General features: G+C 53.4%; 16 protein-coding genes. 6 read left to right on the forward strand and 10 right to left on the reverse strand.

Going from position 1 to position 19,572, the window contains the following annotated elements; translation table 11 throughout:
- Positions 1-206 precede the first annotated feature (206 nt).
- The 3 genes from ATW55_RS14995 to ATW55_RS15005 all read left to right on the forward strand — a co-directional run bounded on the left by ATW55_RS14995 (position 207) and on the right by ATW55_RS15005 (position 3,384).
- On the forward strand, positions 207-1,481 hold the full coding sequence (locus tag ATW55_RS14995) for an ABC transporter substrate-binding protein (RefSeq protein WP_082685914.1): 1,275 nt from the start codon (positions 207-209) through the stop codon (positions 1,479-1,481).
- Between the two features lie 95 nt (positions 1,482-1,576).
- Positions 1,577-2,557 (forward strand): carbohydrate ABC transporter permease, encoded by a 981-nt coding sequence (locus tag ATW55_RS15000; protein ID WP_423742973.1) that lies wholly within the window; start codon positions 1,577-1,579, stop codon positions 2,555-2,557.
- Positions 2,554-3,384: a carbohydrate ABC transporter permease gene (locus ATW55_RS15005; RefSeq protein ID WP_067719931.1), complete on the forward strand. Its 831-nt coding sequence runs from the start codon at positions 2,554-2,556 to the stop codon at positions 3,382-3,384. Before ATW55_RS15000 ends, ATW55_RS15005 begins: the two co-directional genes overlap by 4 nt.
- Here ATW55_RS15005 and ATW55_RS15010 read toward each other — a convergent pair.
- Positions 3,374-4,567, reverse strand: coding sequence for an ROK family transcriptional regulator (locus ATW55_RS15010; protein WP_067719934.1), 1,194 nt, complete (start codon positions 4,565-4,567; stop codon positions 3,374-3,376). The genes ATW55_RS15005 and ATW55_RS15010 overlap by 11 nt on opposite strands.
- A 143-nt stretch (positions 4,568-4,710) precedes the next feature.
- On the opposite strand from ATW55_RS15010, the gene ATW55_RS15015 reads away from it, so the two are divergent.
- The gene (locus ATW55_RS15015) at positions 4,711-5,892 is read left to right on the forward strand and encodes a HAMP domain-containing protein (RefSeq protein WP_160327270.1); all 1,182 of its coding nucleotides are present in this window, start codon (positions 4,711-4,713) and stop codon (positions 5,890-5,892) included.
- Between the two features lie 71 nt (positions 5,893-5,963).
- On the opposite strand, the gene ATW55_RS15020 is transcribed toward ATW55_RS15015, so the two are convergent.
- The 9 genes from ATW55_RS15020 to pruA all read right to left on the reverse strand — a co-directional run bounded on the left by ATW55_RS15020 (position 5,964) and on the right by pruA (position 15,705).
- Entirely contained in the window at positions 5,964-6,479 is a 516-nt protein-coding gene (locus tag ATW55_RS15020; RefSeq protein ID WP_067719939.1) for a Uma2 family endonuclease, read from the reverse strand.
- A 60-nt stretch (positions 6,480-6,539) separates the two neighbouring features.
- Positions 6,540-7,679 (reverse strand): GerAB/ArcD/ProY family transporter, encoded by a 1,140-nt coding sequence (locus ATW55_RS15025; protein WP_067719941.1) that lies wholly within the window; start codon positions 7,677-7,679, stop codon positions 6,540-6,542.
- The gene (locus ATW55_RS15030) at positions 7,676-7,906 is read right to left on the reverse strand and encodes a hypothetical protein (RefSeq protein WP_153005190.1); all 231 of its coding nucleotides are present in this window, start codon (positions 7,904-7,906) and stop codon (positions 7,676-7,678) included. Before ATW55_RS15030 ends, ATW55_RS15025 begins: the two co-directional genes overlap by 4 nt.
- Before the next feature lie 13 nt (positions 7,907-7,919).
- Positions 7,920-9,116, reverse strand: a complete 1,197-nt coding sequence (locus ATW55_RS15035; RefSeq protein ID WP_067719945.1) for a Ger(x)C family spore germination protein — start codon at positions 9,114-9,116, stop codon at positions 7,920-7,922.
- A gap of 1 nt (position 9,117) precedes the next feature.
- Positions 9,118-10,749: a spore germination protein gene (locus ATW55_RS15040; RefSeq protein WP_082685916.1), complete on the reverse strand. Its 1,632-nt coding sequence runs from the start codon at positions 10,747-10,749 to the stop codon at positions 9,118-9,120.
- Between the two features lie 69 nt (positions 10,750-10,818).
- Positions 10,819-11,751, reverse strand: coding sequence for a DMT family transporter (locus ATW55_RS15045; RefSeq protein ID WP_235587169.1), 933 nt, complete (start codon positions 11,749-11,751; stop codon positions 10,819-10,821).
- Positions 11,752-11,918: 167 nt separating this feature from the next.
- Positions 11,919-12,818: an arginase gene (gene rocF, locus ATW55_RS15050; RefSeq protein ID WP_067719949.1), complete on the reverse strand. Its 900-nt coding sequence runs from the start codon at positions 12,816-12,818 to the stop codon at positions 11,919-11,921.
- Positions 12,819-12,861: 43 nt separating this feature from the next.
- Positions 12,862-14,073 (reverse strand): ornithine--oxo-acid transaminase, encoded by a 1,212-nt coding sequence (locus tag ATW55_RS15055; protein ID WP_067719950.1) that lies wholly within the window; start codon positions 14,071-14,073, stop codon positions 12,862-12,864.
- An 81-nt stretch (positions 14,074-14,154) separates the two neighbouring features.
- Positions 14,155-15,705 (reverse strand): L-glutamate gamma-semialdehyde dehydrogenase, encoded by a 1,551-nt coding sequence (gene pruA / locus ATW55_RS15060; RefSeq protein ID WP_067719952.1) that lies wholly within the window; start codon positions 15,703-15,705, stop codon positions 14,155-14,157.
- Positions 15,706-15,951: 246 nt separating this feature from the next.
- Between pruA and ATW55_RS15065 the strand changes: the two genes are divergently transcribed.
- Together ATW55_RS15065 and ATW55_RS15070 are read left to right on the forward strand one after the other, a co-directional pair.
- The gene (locus ATW55_RS15065; RefSeq protein ID WP_067719954.1) at positions 15,952-17,343 is read left to right on the forward strand and encodes a sigma-54 interaction domain-containing protein; all 1,392 of its coding nucleotides are present in this window, start codon (positions 15,952-15,954) and stop codon (positions 17,341-17,343) included.
- A 337-nt stretch (positions 17,344-17,680) separates the two neighbouring features.
- Positions 17,681-19,549: a peptidoglycan D,D-transpeptidase FtsI family protein gene (locus tag ATW55_RS15070; protein ID WP_067719964.1), complete on the forward strand. Its 1,869-nt coding sequence runs from the start codon at positions 17,681-17,683 to the stop codon at positions 19,547-19,549.
- The last annotated feature ends 23 nt before the right edge of the window (positions 19,550-19,572 follow it).

Genomic DNA, 19,572 nt, shown 5'->3' on the forward strand with positions numbered 1-19,572 from the left:
GATACATAGTTTAATATCCAAAGTAAGATCTCTGATGGGCGCGGATCGGGTGGTAACGTATAAAATCAACCCATATTTTGCCTACTTGGTTGATTGGTTTTACATACCTTCGTGGTGTCGGACGTTTGTCTGAAACACATGGAGTGTCACCCAGTTTTGAAAGCGTTCACAGGCGTGATCACGAACAACAGACAAGGGGGATTTTTATGAAACGTAACCGTCTGATTGCGCTCAGCTCAGCGGCGCTTCTGACACTGACAATGGCGGGAAGCGCGTTGCCTGCATTCGCGGCGGCGCCTGCCAAATCGGATTTGCAGATTTTTAGTTGGTGGACGGGAGTCGCCAGCAGTAAGGCGCTAAGGTCACTCATCACCATTTATGAACACCAGTATAAAGGTTCTACCGTCACGAACGACGCGGTCGCCGGTGGCGCGGGATCAAATGCGAAAGCCGTACTCGCGGGCCGCATGGAGGCAGGCAACCCGCCTGGCACCTTCCAGGTTCACGCAGGCGGCGGATCGCTTCTCAGTTGGGTGCAGGCGGGGGACATGAAACCGCTCAACGCACTGTATAAGTCTGAGGGATGGTACAAAGTGTTCCCGCGCTCACTTCTGAACTTGATGACGTTCAATGGGAAGATCTATGGTGTTCCAGTTGACATGCAGCGCGCGAACGTCCTTTGGTACAATCCGACGATCTTTAGAAAATACCATCTCACTGCGCCTAAAACATTCCCGCAGTTCTTCCACGACGCGGCGGTTCTGAAGAGTCACGGCATCACGCCGCTGGAACTCGCAAACCACGGCAACTGGGAAGCAACGCTTCTATTCAGCGATGTTCTCTTGGGGACGGTTGGCCCTGTGAAATACGACCAACTGCTGACAGGACACGCCTCCTGGAACATCCCTGGCGTAAAAGCTGCGGCCAACACGTTTGTGAGAATGCTCAGTTACGCGAACAAAGACTACACTGCGCTTCACTGGCAACAGGCTGACCAGGCCGTGGCGCAAGGCAAGGCAGCCATGAATGTTATGGGTGACTGGGCGCAGGGTTACTTCTCCACCGCGTTGCACCTAAAGCCAGGTGTTGGCTTCGGCTGGGCGGCGACCCCGCAGACCCACGGCGTGTTTGGCGCAGTCTCGGACGTCTTTGGACTTCCGGCAAAACTGAAAAACGATACGCCGACGATCAACTTCCTGAAGGTGCTCGGCTCAAAAGAAGGCCAGGATACGTTCAACCCGCTCAAGGGTACATTCTCGCCGCGACTTGACTCTAACATGGCGAAATATAATGCCTATTCACGCTCTGCGATGATGTCTTACAAGCGCGACCGACTCGTCCTGATCATTGGTCAAGGTGCAGTCAACCCAGGGTTCACGAATAACTTTAACAACGCGATGGAGATTTTTGTGAGCAATCACAATGTCAACAATTTCGTGAGCGCGATCGTGAGTGCCGCGCAGGCTAATCCGCTCAGCTAACCGCGGGCGTCGATTCAATCGTGCGCGCACAGCCTGTTGCACTCGGCTGTGCGCGTCTTTTCTGTAAGTACTCTTTACAGGTTTGGAGGTGTAGCGTGAAAACGCCAACCGAATTAAATGCAAAAACAATCCCCAGAATACTAGCGCCAAAGCGAAAAAAATTCTCTTGGGACATGTTTTCCTCTGTCGCGACACTGATTCCTTCACTGATACTGCTCGGCGTTTTTGTCTACGGATTTATCGGCTGGACGGTGTATGTATCTTTTTCACAGTGGAATAGTCTCATTCCAAACTTTAATTCGGCGGGATTCTTGAACTACTCCATCATCTTTTCGTCCTATCGCTTTCAATCGGATCTGCGAAACATTGTCGTCTTCACCGCGTTTTTCATCATCGCCTGCCTGATTGTCGGGCTTTTTTTGGCGCTTCTCATCGACCAAAAAATCAAGGTGGAAGGCTTCTTTCGCAGCATTTTTCTCTTCCCTATGGCCATCTCGTTTGTCGTGACAGGCGTCGTCTGGTCTTGGATCCTCAATCCGAGCACGGGCGTCAACCTGATCTTGAAGGCGTTTGGCTGGAAATCCCTGCCGAGTTGGTTTTTGAGTACAACCATTGCGCCGAACTGGCCATTTGGCCAAATTCAGCTCGGCATTCCGGTGGCGCTGCTCGCCGTCTTGATCGCGGCCGTCTGGCAAATGTCTGGCTTTGCGATGGCTGTTTATCTGGCGGGACTGCGCGGTATCTCCGACGAGATCAAAGAGGCTGCACGCATCGACGGCTCAGGCGTTTTTCGCATGTTTTTCTCGATCATCCTGCCGCAACTGCGCGGCACGACGACTACGATCATTATCATTCTGACGGCCGCTTCACTCAAAATCTTCGGCTTGATCTACGCGATGACAGGCCCCGGACAACAGTTTCTCACAGACATGCCGAGTCTCAACATGTTTCAGACGACCTTTCAGGGCGATCAATTCGCGCAAGGCGCCGCAATCGCGATCGTCCTTCTTCTCATGATCGCCATTTTTATCGTTCCATACCTTATCGTTACGCTGCGCCAGGGGGATGACGCATGAATACGCTCGCACTTCGCCGTGTCTCACGGACGCTTCTCTACGTTGTTCTCACACTCTTGGCGGCGCTCTATCTTGTGCCCGTTTATGTCGTAGTCGTGACCAGCCTAAAATCAAACGCGTCTGTCAGCCTTGCGCAGATGTGGAACCTGCCAAACGTGCTCAGTTTTTCAAGCATTGCAAACGCATGGGCGCAACTCGGTCCAAACTTTATCAACAGCTTTGAATTGGCGATCCCAGCGACGCTGATCTCGGCGCTCATCGGCGCGCTCAACGGCTACGCACTCTCAAAATGGCGGTTTAAAGGCTCGTCTGTCGTCTATTTCTTCATTCTTTTTGGCATGTTCATCCCGTATCAGAGTGTGTTGATCCCGCTTTTAAAGGTGCTTGACGTGATCGGTCTCTACAACACGATTGCTGGTCTCATTCTCGTTCATGTCGTCTATGGCATACCGATTGCGACACTCATCTTTCGCAATTACTACACATCCATCCCAACAGAGCTGATTGAAGCGGGGAAAATCGACGGGACGGGCTACTGGGGGATCTTTCGCTATATCATTTTGCCGCTCTCCGTGTCTGGGTTTGTCGTCGCAGGGATTTGGCAATTCACGCAGATCTGGAACAATTTCTTATTTGCCGTGTCGCTTACCAATCCACCTGATCAGCCTGTCACCGTCGCGCTTGTCAACATTGCGGGCAGTCAGACGGTTCAGTGGAACGTGCAGATGGCGAGCGCGCTGCTCGTTTCGGTTCCGACGTTGCTCGTCTATATCTTGCTTGGCAAGTTTTTCGTGCGCGGACTTTTGGCGGGCTCGGTTAAGGGGTAACGGCTTCGTCAAGAAAGATCGTCTGATTCATCACGTGCGTCGCCGCGCCGACGGCGATGGCGTGTACAGGCGCGATCGAGATAGGAATATTTTTATTCGCGCCGATCAACCGATACTGGAGCACGCGTTCGATTTCCGGGAGAATGAAGGTGGAGGCTTGAGAAATGGTGCCGCCCAGGCTGATCCGGTCGGGGCTAAGGGCGTTTACGATGTTGGCGATGCCAATGCCAAGGTGTTGTCCAAGCGTGTTTAGCGCGCGAATGTACGCGCGGTTGTCGGCATAGGCACCATCCAGGATCTGCTCCATCAAACCCTTGCGTGGGTCGATCGCGGTGCTGCTTCCGCCTGCTTCGTGGATGTACTGCAAAAGGCTGCGCTCAGAGGCGTACTGCTCCCAGCAACCATAGTTGCCACAGACGCAGCGCTGTCCCATCGGGGAGATCGTCATGTGGCCGAACTCGCCCGCCGCCCCCGAGTGGCCTTTGTAAAGTTCACCGTGGATCACGATCCCTGTATTGATACTTGAGCCTGCGTGAATGTAGACGAGGTTCTCTTTGCGCGCCGCACTTTTCAAGAGTTCTGACCACGCACCACAGTTTGCGTTGTTTTCGATAAACACGGAAAGCGTTGTGCGCTCTGCGAGTTCTTTGCGCAGATCCCAGTCGCTCTTTGCGATGTCGCGCAGGTGACTTGACGCGCCAGTTTTTGCATTGATCAAACCCGGAAGCGCGAGACCGATTCCTACAAGGCCATGCGGGCTGCGCGGCGTTGCCGTTTGGGCCGCGCGCACCTCGTCCAGGATGGCTTCAAGCACTGCCACTGCAGTGTCATCGCCTGTCAGCGCGTCAAGCATCCGCTCCTGCTTGTACACCACTTCACCGCGTGTGTTACAGACAACAGTCTTTAGGATCGGCAGTTCAAGATCCATTCCAATTGCGTGTGCCGCGTTTGCGTTAAAGCGCAAAAGAATGGGTTTCCTGCCGCCGGTTGACGAGCCGTATCCGATCTCTTGAACCCACTGCTCTTCAATCAACTCATCGACAATATAGGAGACAGTCGCTTTGTTTAGTCCTGTGATTTGGGCGAGATCAATCCGCGATGTCGTTCGTTGATTGCGAATGAGATGAAGGACGGTGGCGCGATTAATTCTTCTCATCGCAGGCGCATCAACATTGAGCTTCATCAGGAGTCACCTCTTTGAAAGAACACGATCCAAGAACAGAAATGGGTATGATATGATTGTTTTAATCAATGTATCATGAAAATGCGCGTGTCACCATGAACGCCGACGGATTGGCGATTCACGACGATGGTGAGGGATTCAATATGTCTTTATATAAAAAGTTGATGGCGCTTTTTTTGCTCGTCATGTTTATCGTTTTGGGATCGACGCTTGGAATTGTCTATACACAAAGCAGGGCGCTCATGATCAGGCAAGCTGAGCAAAAAACGGTCTTGCTCATTCAAACAATCAATTCTTATTTGCAGGCAGGTGCGTCCAATTTCGACTTTGAGACCATCTTACTTCATCTAAGCCAGCAGAACCAAGACTTCAAATCATTTGATATTTATAAACTGAATGGTTATTTCTATGATATCGCATCGACCAACCCGCAAAACATTGGATCGGTTGCACCCAAAAATGTGGAACCGCTCATGACGACGGGAAAGACCGTTTCTAGACTCTCCGGGAATGATCTCTACGTCGTCGCACCAATTCTTGTAAATGGTGTGACACTCTACAGCACGGCGGTCACTTACTCGATTGTGCGTGATCTTGCAACGATTGACCAGTTGTTGCTCAAATATCTTTTCATTGGGCTCGTGGGGATCGGCATTGCGGCGCTTCTGATCGGTGTGTTTGCACGCAGGCTCTTGTCGCGGCCGCTTCTTCTCATCACGGCGGCGGCCAATGACATCGCACAAGGCAGTCTCGCGGTCGACCTCGCACCATTTGATCGCCGCCGCGATGAGATTGGGATGCTTGCGAGAACCTTTCAGACGATGGCGGGACACCTTGACGGGATTTTGTCGGGAATCATTCAGACGTCTGACCAGCTCAAAAGGGATTTTCATACGCTCGTCGTGAGTGGGGATGCGACGGTGCGCGGGGCGCTTCACGTCACAGACGTGATGGATCACATGGGGAAAGCGCTTACGGAGCACAGACAGTCGGCTGACGAACTTTTGGCGGTGAGTCGCCAGCTTCTTCATCGCGTGCAAGAGGCGGGGCGGCGACGGGGCGGAACGTCAAACCCAAAGCAGGGGCAGGCTGTGTTTGACGAGTTTGAGCAAGATGTCGAGGTGTGGTTGCAGGATGCAGAGCGCATGGCACTTCGCGTCGAAACGCTTCACGAGGCGTTGCGTACCGTGCGCGCGACGGCAAACGGACAGTTGGCGTGGATCCAGCAAGTGAATCGCGCAACGTCTCAACTCGAGCGGCTTGCCGCTGACTTGCAAAAGCTTACCGCTGCGTTTTCTGACGGTGCTCGCGAGGTGAACGTATGAAGAGCGTTGTCGAAACCAAAATGGTTTTTATTCGGTAAAATCACTCAAGTGAACTTTCCGGCACAAGAATTTCAAAAGACGTCGCTCAAGTCGATGAAAAGATCGTCGAAGATGCCAACTTGAACCACCTCGTTGTTGCCGTATACAACAGGTTCTACAAAGACGTTGTCGTTCAATTTGTAAACTTCAAGTGTTTGATTGTGAGGATCGATCAACCAGTATTCGCGAACACCAGTTTGCCTGTATGTTCGCAGTTTCACGGTGCGATCCTTTTTGGCCGTGCTCGGGGACAAGACTTCAACAATCATATCGGGAACACCGATGCAGCCCATCCGCTGCAATTTGTTTGGATCACAGACCACCGTGATGTCTGGCTCAACATAATTGCCGCGATCATCCCCATCCAGCCATACGCCAAACGGAGCCGGAAAAATTTTGCATGAACGTCGTTTCAAGTACGTACTGATCTCGCGAAAGACATTTCCCACGATGGATTGGTGCTCTGTGGATGGGGGTGGAGTCATATCGTAGATGACGCCTTCCAGTATCTCAAAACGTTCGAGATCTTTCATATTTAAGTTCTCCATCGGCGATCTGCCCTCCTATGTTCATCCTTTATCAGTTTAGCATGAAATGTCACGAGGCAGTCACGTTGCAGGATCTGGTTGCGCTTGTCTTTTCCCTTCTTTTTTTCGCTTTGCAAACGCATTTTTGATCAGTGTCGAGATGAGGAGAAGACTTGGGATGAGAAGGCCCATGATCATGGAGATGACAGGGTATGTCGCGGAGAGAAAGCTAAAGTCGTCTGCGCGGTCGATGGGCATGAGCAACCCAAACCCGACGAGGATGAGTGCGATCGGAATGCTGTAGGTGTTTGGCCGCTTTGTTTTTGTCGTATCCGAAACAGCGCGCATGGCGCAGATCCCAAAAATGGCGACGCGAAAATAGGCGCCAAATGTCCACAACACGACGCCAAACAGGTCGAGCCGCTCAAGCAGCGGTTTGGCGTCAAGGTATTGCAGTTCCGCGAAGGTGGGGTAGGCGAGGATCTGCGCGATCTTTTCGCCAAAAATCATGACGGGGCCAACGATCGGCCCGAGCATCATCACCATCAACACGAGCGCCATGATCGCTCCTTGTTTTACAAAGTGTTCCTTTTTTTGAATGTCTGGCGTGATCATGTTAAAGACCACCATCTCACTGACCATCGTGACAAGAATCAGGGTTCCCCTCCAGACGGGGCGCAGCCCGTGACTTAGCATTGGCATGATCTGCGCGTAGTCGCGGTCAGGCATTGCAAGAAGTGAGGCAAGTATCCCCAAAAACAAAAGAAGGGGCAGGATGATCTCGACACTTCGCGCCATCACCTCAAGACCGCTGTACATCGCCCAGATGATCGCGACGGAGAGAAGACCGAGCCAGATCTCGCGCGGTGTGCGCGGATAGATGATGCCAAGAAACGATCCGAGCAGGTGGAGGGTGAGCGATCCGATAAAGATAAAGTAGAAAATATAGAAAAAAGACAGGATCAGGCCAGCCCATTTCCCCCATACATACTCGATGTGCAAAACGAGTGAGCGATTCTCTTGAAGCACGCCAAGCTTCGTAAAAGAAAATGCCATCGCCTGACAGAGAACGCCAAAAAAGAGTACTGAAAGCCAACCGTCGCGTCCGGCATAGCCGATGACAATATGCGTGTAAACAAAATGGCCGAAGGCGATGGTGCCGCCGACGAGCAATGCGAAATATTGGAGATTGGAAATCACGGTTTGGTTTGATTGTTTCATCGCTGGAACACCCACTGGCATATAGGATGCATGACACGTTCAACAGGAGAAAACAGGTTCAGTTGATGGATGGGCGTCATGGAGAGAATGACAAAGGAGATTCCAATCATCAAAAGTAGACTGTAGAGGAACCAGACCTTAAAGGAACGTTCCTGTACCAGTTGTCGCGTATCGATGATAAGCGCCAGGGTGACAAAAAAGAATAGAAGCACGATGAGCATTCCCACGAGATCACCCTTCTTACGGCTTTGATTTACTGAAAATGGAGTCCCCGATCAGACCGCTGCGCACAATGTGGACTTTGACATGGACTTGAATGGGCATGCGGCTGAACACCTGATCCCAGTGTGTCTCAATCGTGCGCCACTGCCTTGGATAGCGCGCAAACAAGAGATCGCCAAACCCGACGATATCTGCGTGATATTTTTGTTTTAGCACCGTGAGCAGTGAGACGATTTCCCCTAAAATTTCCCTTTCAATCGCCCGCTCGGAGATTTTTGTGTCGCTCGGTTGATCCAGTTTGAGACGACTCATGTTTTCGAGAATGTCGTCCGTGACCTCGAGGTTGATCATAATCCGCGGGCCGTTTTTTCCCCATGACGGAAGGATGACATTGTTTAAGATGACAAGCTGGGATGTGAGCCATCCGCCACCTGGGACAGAAACGGCCATCGAATTTCTTCGCAACTGCTTTGACTGCGGTTGTATCCAGTAGAAACCTTTCGATTCACGGTCATTGAGCCAGCCGACCAAGCGATCTTTTTTAAAGACCGCGACATCATCCAAGCCAAAATTCTCGCCGTGGTTGGAAACGGAGGAGCGCAGCAGGTGTATGCCCATCGCATAGGGATCTCCCTTGCCTGTCAGAACCTTGAGGAATTGCACAACATTCATCGTGACAGCCTGGTGGCTCTCTTCCAACTCGACCATCGCGTCGGCTGGCAGTCGCGTGAGCGGATAGGAGAGACTCAAAAGCTTGCCAGGGGTGGTGCCGTGCGCCACCAGGATGTAAGAGCGCAGCCGCGCGTCGGGGTTGCGGATCATCTCATCGAGCAGGTCAGACAGCCCACGCCTTGCGTACGCTTCTCCGACGATAATCACGCGGCGGTCGCGCAAAAAGAATCTCCTTGACATTCTATGTTGAATGGTGGTGATCGCTGACGCCGCCGTGGGGCCCGTACCTTCTTCCAGGACAAACGATTTCTGGTTTCCAGAGGGGCTGGGTCCGCCTGTCACTCCTCCTGCCAGTTGGCTCGGGCGCGCGACCTGCACATACGCCTTGACGTCTGATTTTGGATCGGCAGGGTTTTCGAGTTCGGCGCCGCTTGCGACGACGATGCCGAGTTCGTTAATCTCGGTGGCGTCCCAGCACCCTGTACAAAAGAGAGAGAGAATGATGACGCTTGCGTATCCCAGACGGTGGATGCGATTCGCCATATCACTCAGACCCTTCTTTTTGTTTCTTGAAACCGGGAATGCGATGGGTGGGTGTGGTTGATGTCGACTGCCTTGTGGGATTCGCCTTGTTTGATTGGGATGGACGTTGACGCATCGCCCACCAGGGCGCCCGAAACAGCGTGTCTTTTAGATTCTGGACAGACAAGGGGGTAATGGGCGACGTGTAGGGCATACCGAAGGAGCGCAGGCTGCAGACGTGCAGCACGATGCAGATCGTAGAAAAAAGAATGCCAAAAATGCCAAAGAGCCCTGCGAGCACGATGATCGGAAAGCGCAGCATGCGCAGTGCGATCGCGAAGTTGAAGCGTGGAACGGTGAACGACGCGATCCCGGTGATAGAGACGACAATGACCATAGGCGCCGAGACGATCCCTGCCTGAACGGCCGCCTGGCCGATGACAAGCGCGCCGACGATGCTGATCGCAGAACCGATCGCTTTTGGCATGCGGACGCCCGCCTCGCGAATCGCTTCAAATGAGAATTCCATGATCAGCGCCTCGACGACAGCCGGGTAAGGCGTGTTTTCGCGCGCGGCTGCGACCGAGAGCAAAAGAGAGAATGGCAGAAACTCTTGGTGAAAAGTTGTGAGTGCGACGTACAGCGCGGGTAAAAAAAGCGCGATGAGTGCGAAGGTGTAGCGCAGCCAGCGAATCATGGTAGAGATCAGGTAGCGCTCGTAGTAGTCTTCGGGGGATGCGAGCGCTCCCCACAGAGTAATCGGTGCGATCAGTGCAAAGGGTGTGCCGTCGATCAAGAGGGCAAAGCGGCCTTCGAGCAGGAATGCCGTGACAATGTCGGGTTTTTCCGTGTTTTGAATCTGCGGAAACGGCGACCACGGCGTGTCCTCGATCAGTTCCTCGATGTAGCCAGACTCAAGGACACTGTCGATCTCAATGCGCTCGAGTCTTTGTTTGACCTCCTTTATCACGCTGTCCTCAATCAGCCCCTGAATGTAGCAAAGCACCACTTGGGTCTGCGTCAATCGGCCGATCTGCATGCTTTCCATCTTGAGCTCTGGCGTGTGAATGCGCCGCCGGATCAGCGCGGTGGCTGTTCGCACATTCTCGGTAAACCCTTCACGCGGCCCGCGAATGACTGCCTCTGTCTCAGGTTCCGTAACGGTGCGCTGTGGCCACTTGCTGATACTGAGCGCGAGCGCCTTTTCCTCGCCGTCGACAAACAGCAGGACCTGCCAGCGCAGAATGAGCGTGACGGTGCGCGACAGTGTTTCAATCGGTTCGATGTTTGCGATAGGCAGAATGTACTTCTCGACAGAGGAGAGTGTCGCGTCGCGACCGTAGGCAGACGCCCCTTGCGCAGTGGTGAGAGGTTTTAAAATGTTTGCCTCAAGTTCTTTTGAATCGACGAGACCATCGACGTAGACGAGTAGCGCCTTTCGCACGCCGAGAAGGGCAAAGGGACGAAAGATGACGTCAGAGCACTTCTCGAATTGTTTGCGCAATAGCTCTTCGTTATGTTCAATGTCTTTGCAAACGGGTCGTTCGCGGTATTCTTCGGAGTGTAAAAAGCCTTCTGAAGCGTGTGGACGGGTGTCTCCTTTTGAAGATGAGGCGCTCCTCGCACTGGATTGGCCGGAAGCTCCTTTACCCACACGCACACCTCCTTTGGGATACAAAGGAAGTATGCATAGGAACGCAGGGATCTATACAAGGGAGGAACCTTAAAGCGGTGTGAGGAATTCTGGCGGCGGCTCTTTGGCGCGGTCTTTGCGCGCCAAAAGCGTAACGGTAATCAGAATGCAAGAAGCGCCAAGAAGTGAGGGTAGACCCATGCGAACGTGAAGGATGGTTACTGCGATGACGGCGGCAGAAAGTGGTTCTCCGCAGGCGAGCAGGCTCGCGACGGATGCGGAGATGTGGTTCAGACTTGCGATGTACATATAGAATGCGATCAGTGTCCCAAATAGGACGACGAAACTGACGAGCATAAAGAGTTGTGGCGTCGTGTGAACCGGTGAGCGAAACGGGTTTTCGCCAAGACCAAGGCCGAGGCCGCCAAGGAGCATCCCCCAGCCGATCAGGATGGCAGGATCGTAACGCTTGAGCAGAATCTGCGGATACAGGGTGTAGAAGGCGACTGTGAGCGCGGACAGGAGCCCCCACACGACAGCGGGCGGCGCGACCTCAAAATGGCGAGTGTTCCCGTTTGTGACGAGCAAAAAGATGCCAAACAGCGCGAAGACAATCGCCGCGAGTTCGCGCGCGCGGGGGAGTCGCCGGTTGCGCAGGGCGAGGTAGATGGTGATAAAAATGGGGCCGACGTATTGCAGGAGTGTGGATGTCGCCGCGTTTCCGTACTGAATGGAGGCGAAATAGGTATACTGAACGCCGAGCAGTCCAAAAAAACTGAGCAGAATGAGCCGAATCACATCCTGCTTATTTCTCCAGACGGAAAAGACGGACGCAATGCCGAACCGGGAGAGTGCGAGCAAGAGCAAAAGCAATCCGGAAACACTCATGCGTACGGTGACAAGCCAATACGGACTTACGTGATCCTGCTGGAACAAGACTTGCGCGGCAGTTCCAGACACGCCCCAGAAAACGGTGGCGAAAAGAACCATCGCCACGCCTTTATAGTGATTCAGTGTAAACACCCACAATCGAAACCGCACCATACAGTGATGGCGTGACCTATAGAATGGCAATCCTTTATGTTTAGGTATATTCGCGACGCCTGCGCTTATCTCCTCTTGAAAGTGGAAGATACCGCGCATGCTGTATGATCGCACTTTGACAGACGGTTAGCGCTTTGAGATGGATGCTACATGACGGTTTTTCCAAAGAGTGATTCGAGAAGTTCGACCGCCATCTGTGCTGTGCGGTTTCCGTCATCAAGAATGGGATTGACCTCAACGACATCGACAGAGACGAGCGCGCCGGATGCGGCCAGCATCTCCATGGCGAGATGGCCTTCGCGGTAGGTGACACCGCCGTTTACAGGCGTTCCAACACCTGGTGCAAACATCGGATCGAGCGCGTCAAGGTCAAGACTCAGATGGACACCGTCTGTTCCATCGGTTGCAATCTGTATGGCTTCGGTCATGACTTCTGCCATACCGCGACGGTCGATCTCTGCCATCGTGTAGCAGCGAATGCCTGCCTCGCGAATCAGTTTCCCTTCCTCCGGGTCAATCGAGCGTATGCCGACGAGGACGACGTTTTTTGCGTCGACCTTCGGTGCGACTGCGCAAAGCGTAACGAGCGAAGGATCACCGTATCCAAGACTGATTGCGAGGGGCATGCCATGGATGTTGCCAGACGGCGTGGTATCAGCTGTATTCATGTCTCCGTGCGCGTCAAACCAGATAACTCCGTAGTTTTGGCTCGTTTGCGCCATGCCGGCGAGACTGCCGATGGCGATGCTGTGGTCGCCGCCAAGAATGATTGGGAGGTGCCCATCTTCTGTGACGCGGCGAACGATCGCGCTCAAATTCTCGGCTACTTCTTTGACCTCTTGGAGATAGCGCAGTTTTGTATTGTGGTTTAACCCCTTCATCTCAGGGGTTGGCACGTTGATATTGCCAAGGTCCCGAACGGTGTACCCAAGCCGTTCAAGGGCGGTGGAGAGCCCCGCGTAGCGGATGGCGCTTGGTCCCATGTCAACGCCGCGCCGTCCTTGACCGAGATCTGACGGGACGCCGATGATGCGCAATTCTCTCATGATGAAGACATCTCCTTAATGATGCGAGATAGACGAGCGGGCGTCAGGAGGATTGGAATACAGACTTGATCTGCGCGAATGCCCAGTCCAGTTCCTCTTTTGTGATCACGAGCGGTGGCGCAAAGCGGATCGTGTTTTCGTGCGTTTCTTTGCAGAGCAGTCCGCGTTCTTTGAGTGTCTCGCAGTACGGACGTGCTTTTTCAGTCAACTCGAGGCCGACAAACAGGCCGCGCCCTCGAACTTCCTTGATTACAGGGCTCTTTAAGGTCATCAGCTGTTCCAAAAAGTACGTTCCAAGCATCCGCGAGCGCTCCGCCAAATCCTCTTCTTCAATCACGCGCAGCGCGGCGACTGCAACGGCGCTGCCGAGCGGGTTTCCGCCAAATGTCGAGCCGTGCGAGCCTGGCTCAAAGACGCCGAGAACATCGCGGTCGGCAGCCACGGCTGAGACTGGGAAAACGCCGCCGCCAAGCGCCTTTCCGATAATGTAAAGATCAGGAACGACATCCTCCCAGTCGCACGCGAACATTTTGCCTGTACGTCCGAGTCCTGTCTGAATCTCATCGGCGGCAAAGAGGACATTGTTTTTCTTGCAGAGATCATAGGCCGCTTTCAGGTAGCCTGCAGGTGGAATGACGATCCCCGCTTCGCCTTGGATCGGCTCGACGAGAAATGCCGCCGTGTTCGGCGTGATTGCGGTGCGCAGTGCGTCGAGATCCCCATAGGGAACGATGCGAAATCCTGGCGTGAGCGGGCCAAACCCGCGCTGATACGCCTCGTCCGAACTAAATGAGATGATCGTCGTCGTGCGGCCGTGGAAGTTGCCGGAAGCGACGATGATCTCCGCCTGCTGATCGGGGATCTTTTTGACATCGTACGCCCATCGACGGATTGCTTTGACAGCCGTTTCTACCGCTTCTGCACCCGTGTTCATCGGCAGGATCATGTTTTTCTGGGTGATCCTCGCGAGTTGTTCGTAGAGGAGTCCCAACTGGTCATTGTAAAACGCGCGGGAAGTCAGCGTGATTTTGTCTGCCTGATCTTTGAGCGCCTGAATGATCTTTGGGTGTCTGTGACCTTGATTGAGCGCGGAGTATGCGCTCAACATATCCATGTAGCGGTTGCCGTCTGGATCTTCCACCCAAACGCCTTCACCCTTCGCGAGGACAATGGGAAGCGGGTGGTAGTTGGTCGCGCCAAACGCTTTTTCGAGTTCCATCGCTTCACGATTGGTTTCATCGAGTTTTGTCGGCATACACATACCTCCATTTGTGGGGGATGATTCAGCATCCCCCACGGGTCTCAGGGGGTGTTCGGTGCCCCCGTTGAGCGTATTTTAAAGCACTTCCGAGCTTAGTTTCGGCTGTGTAAAGAGCATCAAATAGTCTGGGCCACCCGCTTTTGAGTCGGTGCCAGACATGTTGAATCCGCCGAAAGGGTGAACGCCGACGAGTGCTCCCGTTGATTTGCGGTTAAAATACAGGTTGCCCACATGAAACGTCGCGCGCGCTTCTTCGATGTGATCGCGGTTGCGCGTAAAGACCGATCCAGTCAGGCCAAACTCTGTCTGATTGGCAAACGCGATCGCTTCGGTGAAGCTGCTCGCCTTTGTGAATGCGAGAAAGGGTCCGAACACCTCTTCGCGCGAAATTCTCGCATCCGCCGCCACATCTGCAAAGATCGTGGGGTTCACGAAGTAGCCAGGTGTCGCGGTTTGTGTGCCGCCACACACGAGCCGTCCTTCCGTTTTGCCCAATTCAATGTAGCTTTGAATCTTGTCGTATGCTTTTTGGTCGATCACGGGACCGACGATCGATGCAGGATCGCTCGGATCGCCGACGCTCAGGTTTTTTGTCCGCAGAACGACGCGGGCCAGAACATCTTCGTAGACCGCCTCGTGTACGATGGCGCGCGAACACGCAGAGCATTTTTGTCCGCTGAAGTTAAACGCAGAGGCAACAATTGCCTGCGCCGCCGCGTCAAGATCGGCGTCTTCATCGACGATGATCGAGTCTTTTCCGCCCATCTCGGCTATGACGCGCTTCAGCCAGATCTGCCCATCGTGCACTTTTGACGCGCGCTCATAAATGCGCATGCCGATACGCTGCGATCCTGTGAACGAGACGAAACGGGTCATCTTGTGATCGACCAGATAGTCACCGATCACAAGCGCATCGCCCGGGACGAAATTCACAACACCGTCAGGAAGCCCTGCCTCTTTGAGCACCTCAAGAAACTTGTAAGCAATGACGGGTGTCTGACTGGCAGGCTTTAAGAGCACGGTGTTCCCGGAGACGATCGAAGCGGCAGTCATTCCGGCCATGATGGCGAGTGGAAAATTCCAGGGTGGAATCACGACGCCGACGCCGAGTGGGATGTAGTGCAACTGGTTGTCTTCGCCAGGGTACGGAACCAATGTCTCTTTCCCCCGGTCTGCGAGGGTAAGGATCTGCCGCCCGTAGTATTCGAGAAAATCGATGCACTCTGCGGTGTCTGCATCCGCTTCGGGACGCGTCTTGCCAGCTTCAAGCAGGAGCCACGAGGAGAACTCGTGCTTGCGGCGCCGGATGATCGCGGCTGCTTTAAAAAGGTAGCCGGCGCGCTGTTCCGGGCTTTTGCGCGACCAGGTTTTAAACGTCTCTGCCGCGTTTTCAAACGCCGCATCGACATGTGCGCGGGTGGCCTGGGAGACTCGCCCGATCACTTGCGAGAGATTCGCCGGGTTCTGTGATACGCAATGTTCATCGGTAAAAATCTCGCGGCCGCCGATGACCAGCGGATAGGTGCGGTCGAGTTGGTTGATGGCGCCTTGCAGTGCGTGATTAAACTGGGTGAGGATGCTTTCATCCGCAAAGTTTGCAAACGGTTCTGGCGCATACGGTTTCATGAAAATGGCCTCCTTAAAAATGAAAAGATGTTGTGCGCATGTCCTTGAGAACAATTTATAAAGGTTCCTTCATCCTCTATTGTGCAAAATCTATTTGCATAAAACAACTGCCGATCTTTGTTGCATGTGCAAAATTGCTTTGCATATCGAGAATCATTCGCGTACGATCAAAGCGCGACAGCGCAGTGTGCTCACAACTGCGCCACACGCATTATCCACAGAAGGACGGAGGTGAGTCGAATCGCTATGCATCAGGCGGATTTACTGACAATGTACGCTTTTTTACTCGATCAAGTCGAAGAAGGCATTCACGTTGTGGATACGGCGGGGAACACGGTGATCTACAACCGCAAGATGGCGGAGATGGAGTTTATGGAGCCGGAGGATGTCCTGGGGAAATCGGTGCTCGATGTTTTTACCTTTCCTGAAAAAGGGTACAGCACGCTCTTGCGCGCGCTGCGAACGGGTGAGGTGAAACCGAACGTCAAGCAGACTTTTTTTAATCTGCGCGGTGAGGCCATCACGACGGTCAACAGCACGATGCCTATATTAAAGGATGGAAAAATGATCGGGGCGCTTGAAATCGCGCGCGAGATTACGAAACTTGAGCAGATGCAGCAAACGATTCTGCGCAGGAGCGAGACGCGCTACACATTTTCCAGCCTGGTTGGGGACAGCGCGGCGATTGTCGAGGTGACGGAGGATGCAAAGCGAGCGGCGCGCACGCACTCCTCGATTTTGATCGTCGGGGAGACGGGGACAGGCAAGGAACTTTTTGCGCAGAGCATTCACCACGCGAGCCCGCGCTCGGCGGGGCCTTTTGTCTCGCAGAATTGTGCGGCACTCCCGGAATCGCTGATCGAGGGAATGCTTTTTGGGACGACGCAGGGGGCATTTGCGGGCGCGCTTGATCGAGCAGGACTTTTGGAACAGGCAGACGGCGGGACAATTCTCCTTGATGAGCTCAATGCGTTGGGGCTCTCCCTCCAGGCGAAGTTGTTGCGGGCGATCCAGGAGAAGACGATTCGTCGTCTCGGCGATGCGGAGGATCGCCAAATTGATGTGCGGATTCTTGCGACCATCAGCGAAGATCCGCTTGATGCGATTACGGCGGGGCATTTGCGCAAGGATCTCTATTATCGCTTGAGTGTGGTGACGCTGTTTTTGCCGCCGCTGCGGGAGCGTACGGGGGATATCCCGCAATTGACATCGTATTTTATCAAAAAATATAACGAACTCTTTGGCATGAATGTGCCAGGCGTTTCTGCAGAGGTCATGTCATTTTTTTTGTCCTATTCCTGGCCCGGCAATGTACGCGAATTGGAGCACACCATTGAAGGAGCGCTCAATCTGGTCGCAGACGGGCGCGAAATCGATCTGTCCCATCTGCCTTTTCATATGCGGCGAAGGCGAAGTGGTGTGGATTATGAGCGGGGATATGATGAGGGATTCGGGTCGGGCGCTGTGATGGATGATGATGTCGCTGGCGACTTGCATCGACAACTGGCAGATTATGAGCGTCTTTATGTGCAGCGCGCGCTTGCAAGACACGGGGGAAACATCTCGGCGGCGGCGCGGGAACTCGGTGTGAGCCGACAGAGTTTACAGTATCGATTGCGCAAGTGGGCAGAGCCGTAAAGGTGTGTCATGGTGTGGCTAACGTGGGGTTCTCGTCTTTTTCGCGAGAGTCCCGCTTTTTTATGTGGAAATTTCAAGGGGATACATCCGCGAATCGATACAAAAACCCCTTGATATACAGGCTTTTTTGCACCATTTGGTGACAGTTTTTTCATCGATTGTTCCCTGTTTTAAGAATCCACACAAGCCATATCAAACAAATTTCGCTATACTATGGTTCGGTAGATTTTTGCGAAGCTGCGTCTGCACGGTTTTAGACGCCTGTTTCTTCGTCTCGTTTAGCCAACCATTCTTCCTCAAAACGTGGTTGTCTTCATCACTTTGGGAGGATACTTTTATGAAAAAACACTCAGAACGGCGTAGTTGGCTCATTGCCCGAAGGAGAATCGCGGGAATCTACACATTTATCGTTTTGGGCAGCGCGCTGCTCATTTTGCGGCTTGGGTATCTGCAAATTGCGATGGCAAGCCAATTCACTTCAGATGTCAAGTCGCAGAATTTCGACGCGATTACCATTCCCGCGCCGCGCGGACAGATCCTTGATCGTCAAGGCGCCGTGCTCGCCACGAACCAGCCAGTCTTTCGCATTATCTACATTCGCTACCCAAACGACAATGCGAAGATCGCGAGTGTCGCAAAGCGGCTGGCTTATCCCCTTGGTCAGTCGGAAGCCGCGCTGATCAAAGAGATGACCCAAGCAAACGCCTGGAACGCTTATGCCACGCTTGTCCGTCAAGCGACACCGCTTGAAATCTCATACGTGGAAGAGCACAAACAGTCTCTACCCGGAATCGAGATCATCCAAACGCCTGAACGCGCTTATCCCATGGGGAGCTTTGCCGCACATGTGATTGGATACACTGGGGCCATTCCTGCGAACCAAGCGCAGGCATATCAGGCACAGGGTTACACTCCATCCGCGCAAGTGGGCTTATCCGGTCTTGAGCAGCAATACGAGTCAGTGCTTCGCGGACAAGACGGCGTCAAGCGAATTCCAGTCAATCCGGCAGGCGTGCCACTTCCTGGAGGCACCATCTCTCAGGCTCCAAAAACGGGAGACAATCTCGTTTTGAATTTAGACGGACCGCTTGAAAAAGTGGCTGAACAGGCCCTGGTGAGCCGTATTGCCTATCTGCGCGGGCTTGGTGAAAAGAATGTGCACTCTGGCGCGATTGTCGTGATGAATGTGCATACAGGCGCTGTCCTGGCAATGGCAAGCTATCCTACCTACAATCCAAACTGGTGGATCGGAGGCATTTCATCCGCGCACTATCAGTCCTACTTAAATGGCAATGCTGGGTTTAACCGCGCGATCAGCGGTCTGTATATGCCCGGGTCTACGCAAAAAATGCTCACGGCGCTTGTCGCCTTGCAGAACCACTCGATTTCACCCAATCTGATCGTCAATGACACAGGTGGACTGCAGATTGGGACGTATTATATGCGCAGTTGGAATCAGGCCGGATTTGGTCCGATCGGCCTTGACGAAGCGCTCGAAGTCTCCGATGACACCTACTTTTATCAGGTGGGGCTTGACATGGGGCACTACAATGTAAACAACCCGCCTGCAAACATTAATGCTTGGCTTAACGGGCCGCGCGTGGCGGCGCTTCGCTCGATTGACACCATGGGCAAGCAGTTTGGATTGACGAGTCCAACGGGCGTTGATCTTCCGGGTGAAGCAACAGGCTATGTCACTTATGCGAATCCGCCGACACTCTACGATCTGCCTGCCGCAGCCATTGGCCAGGAGGAGTCGTATTCGCCGATTGGGCTTGCGACATACATCGCCGCGATTGCAAATGGTGGGTATCGTCTACAGCCTGAAATTGTCCATGAAATCACATCACCGACAGGCCGCGTCCTGAAAGTGATCAAACCGCATGTGATTGATAAGGTCAAGGTGAATCCGGCGTATCTAAAGATCATTCAAAAGGGACTGGAAATGGCTACGCATGGGACGCTTGGGACTGCGACGTACTTTTTTGGCTCAGATCCTGTCAATGTAGCGGGTAAGACGGGGACTGCGGAAAGCGGGATACCAGGGCGCAACAACTCAGTCTTTGTCGGTTACGCACCTTACAACAATCCGCAGATTGCAATCGCCGCTGTGATTCCAAATGTCACAGGTGAGGGATTCCGTGCCGCGGCACCGATGTCACAACAGGTCATCGACGCGTATTTCAAGCAGATGGCGAAGAAATAAAGGGTGGGATTTGTGGGGTGGCG

Origin of the sequence: Ferroacidibacillus organovorans (assembly GCF_001516615.1) — a bacterium.
GTDB classification, from domain to species: domain Bacteria; phylum Bacillota; class Bacilli; order Alicyclobacillales; family SLC66; genus Ferroacidibacillus; species Ferroacidibacillus ferrooxidans_B.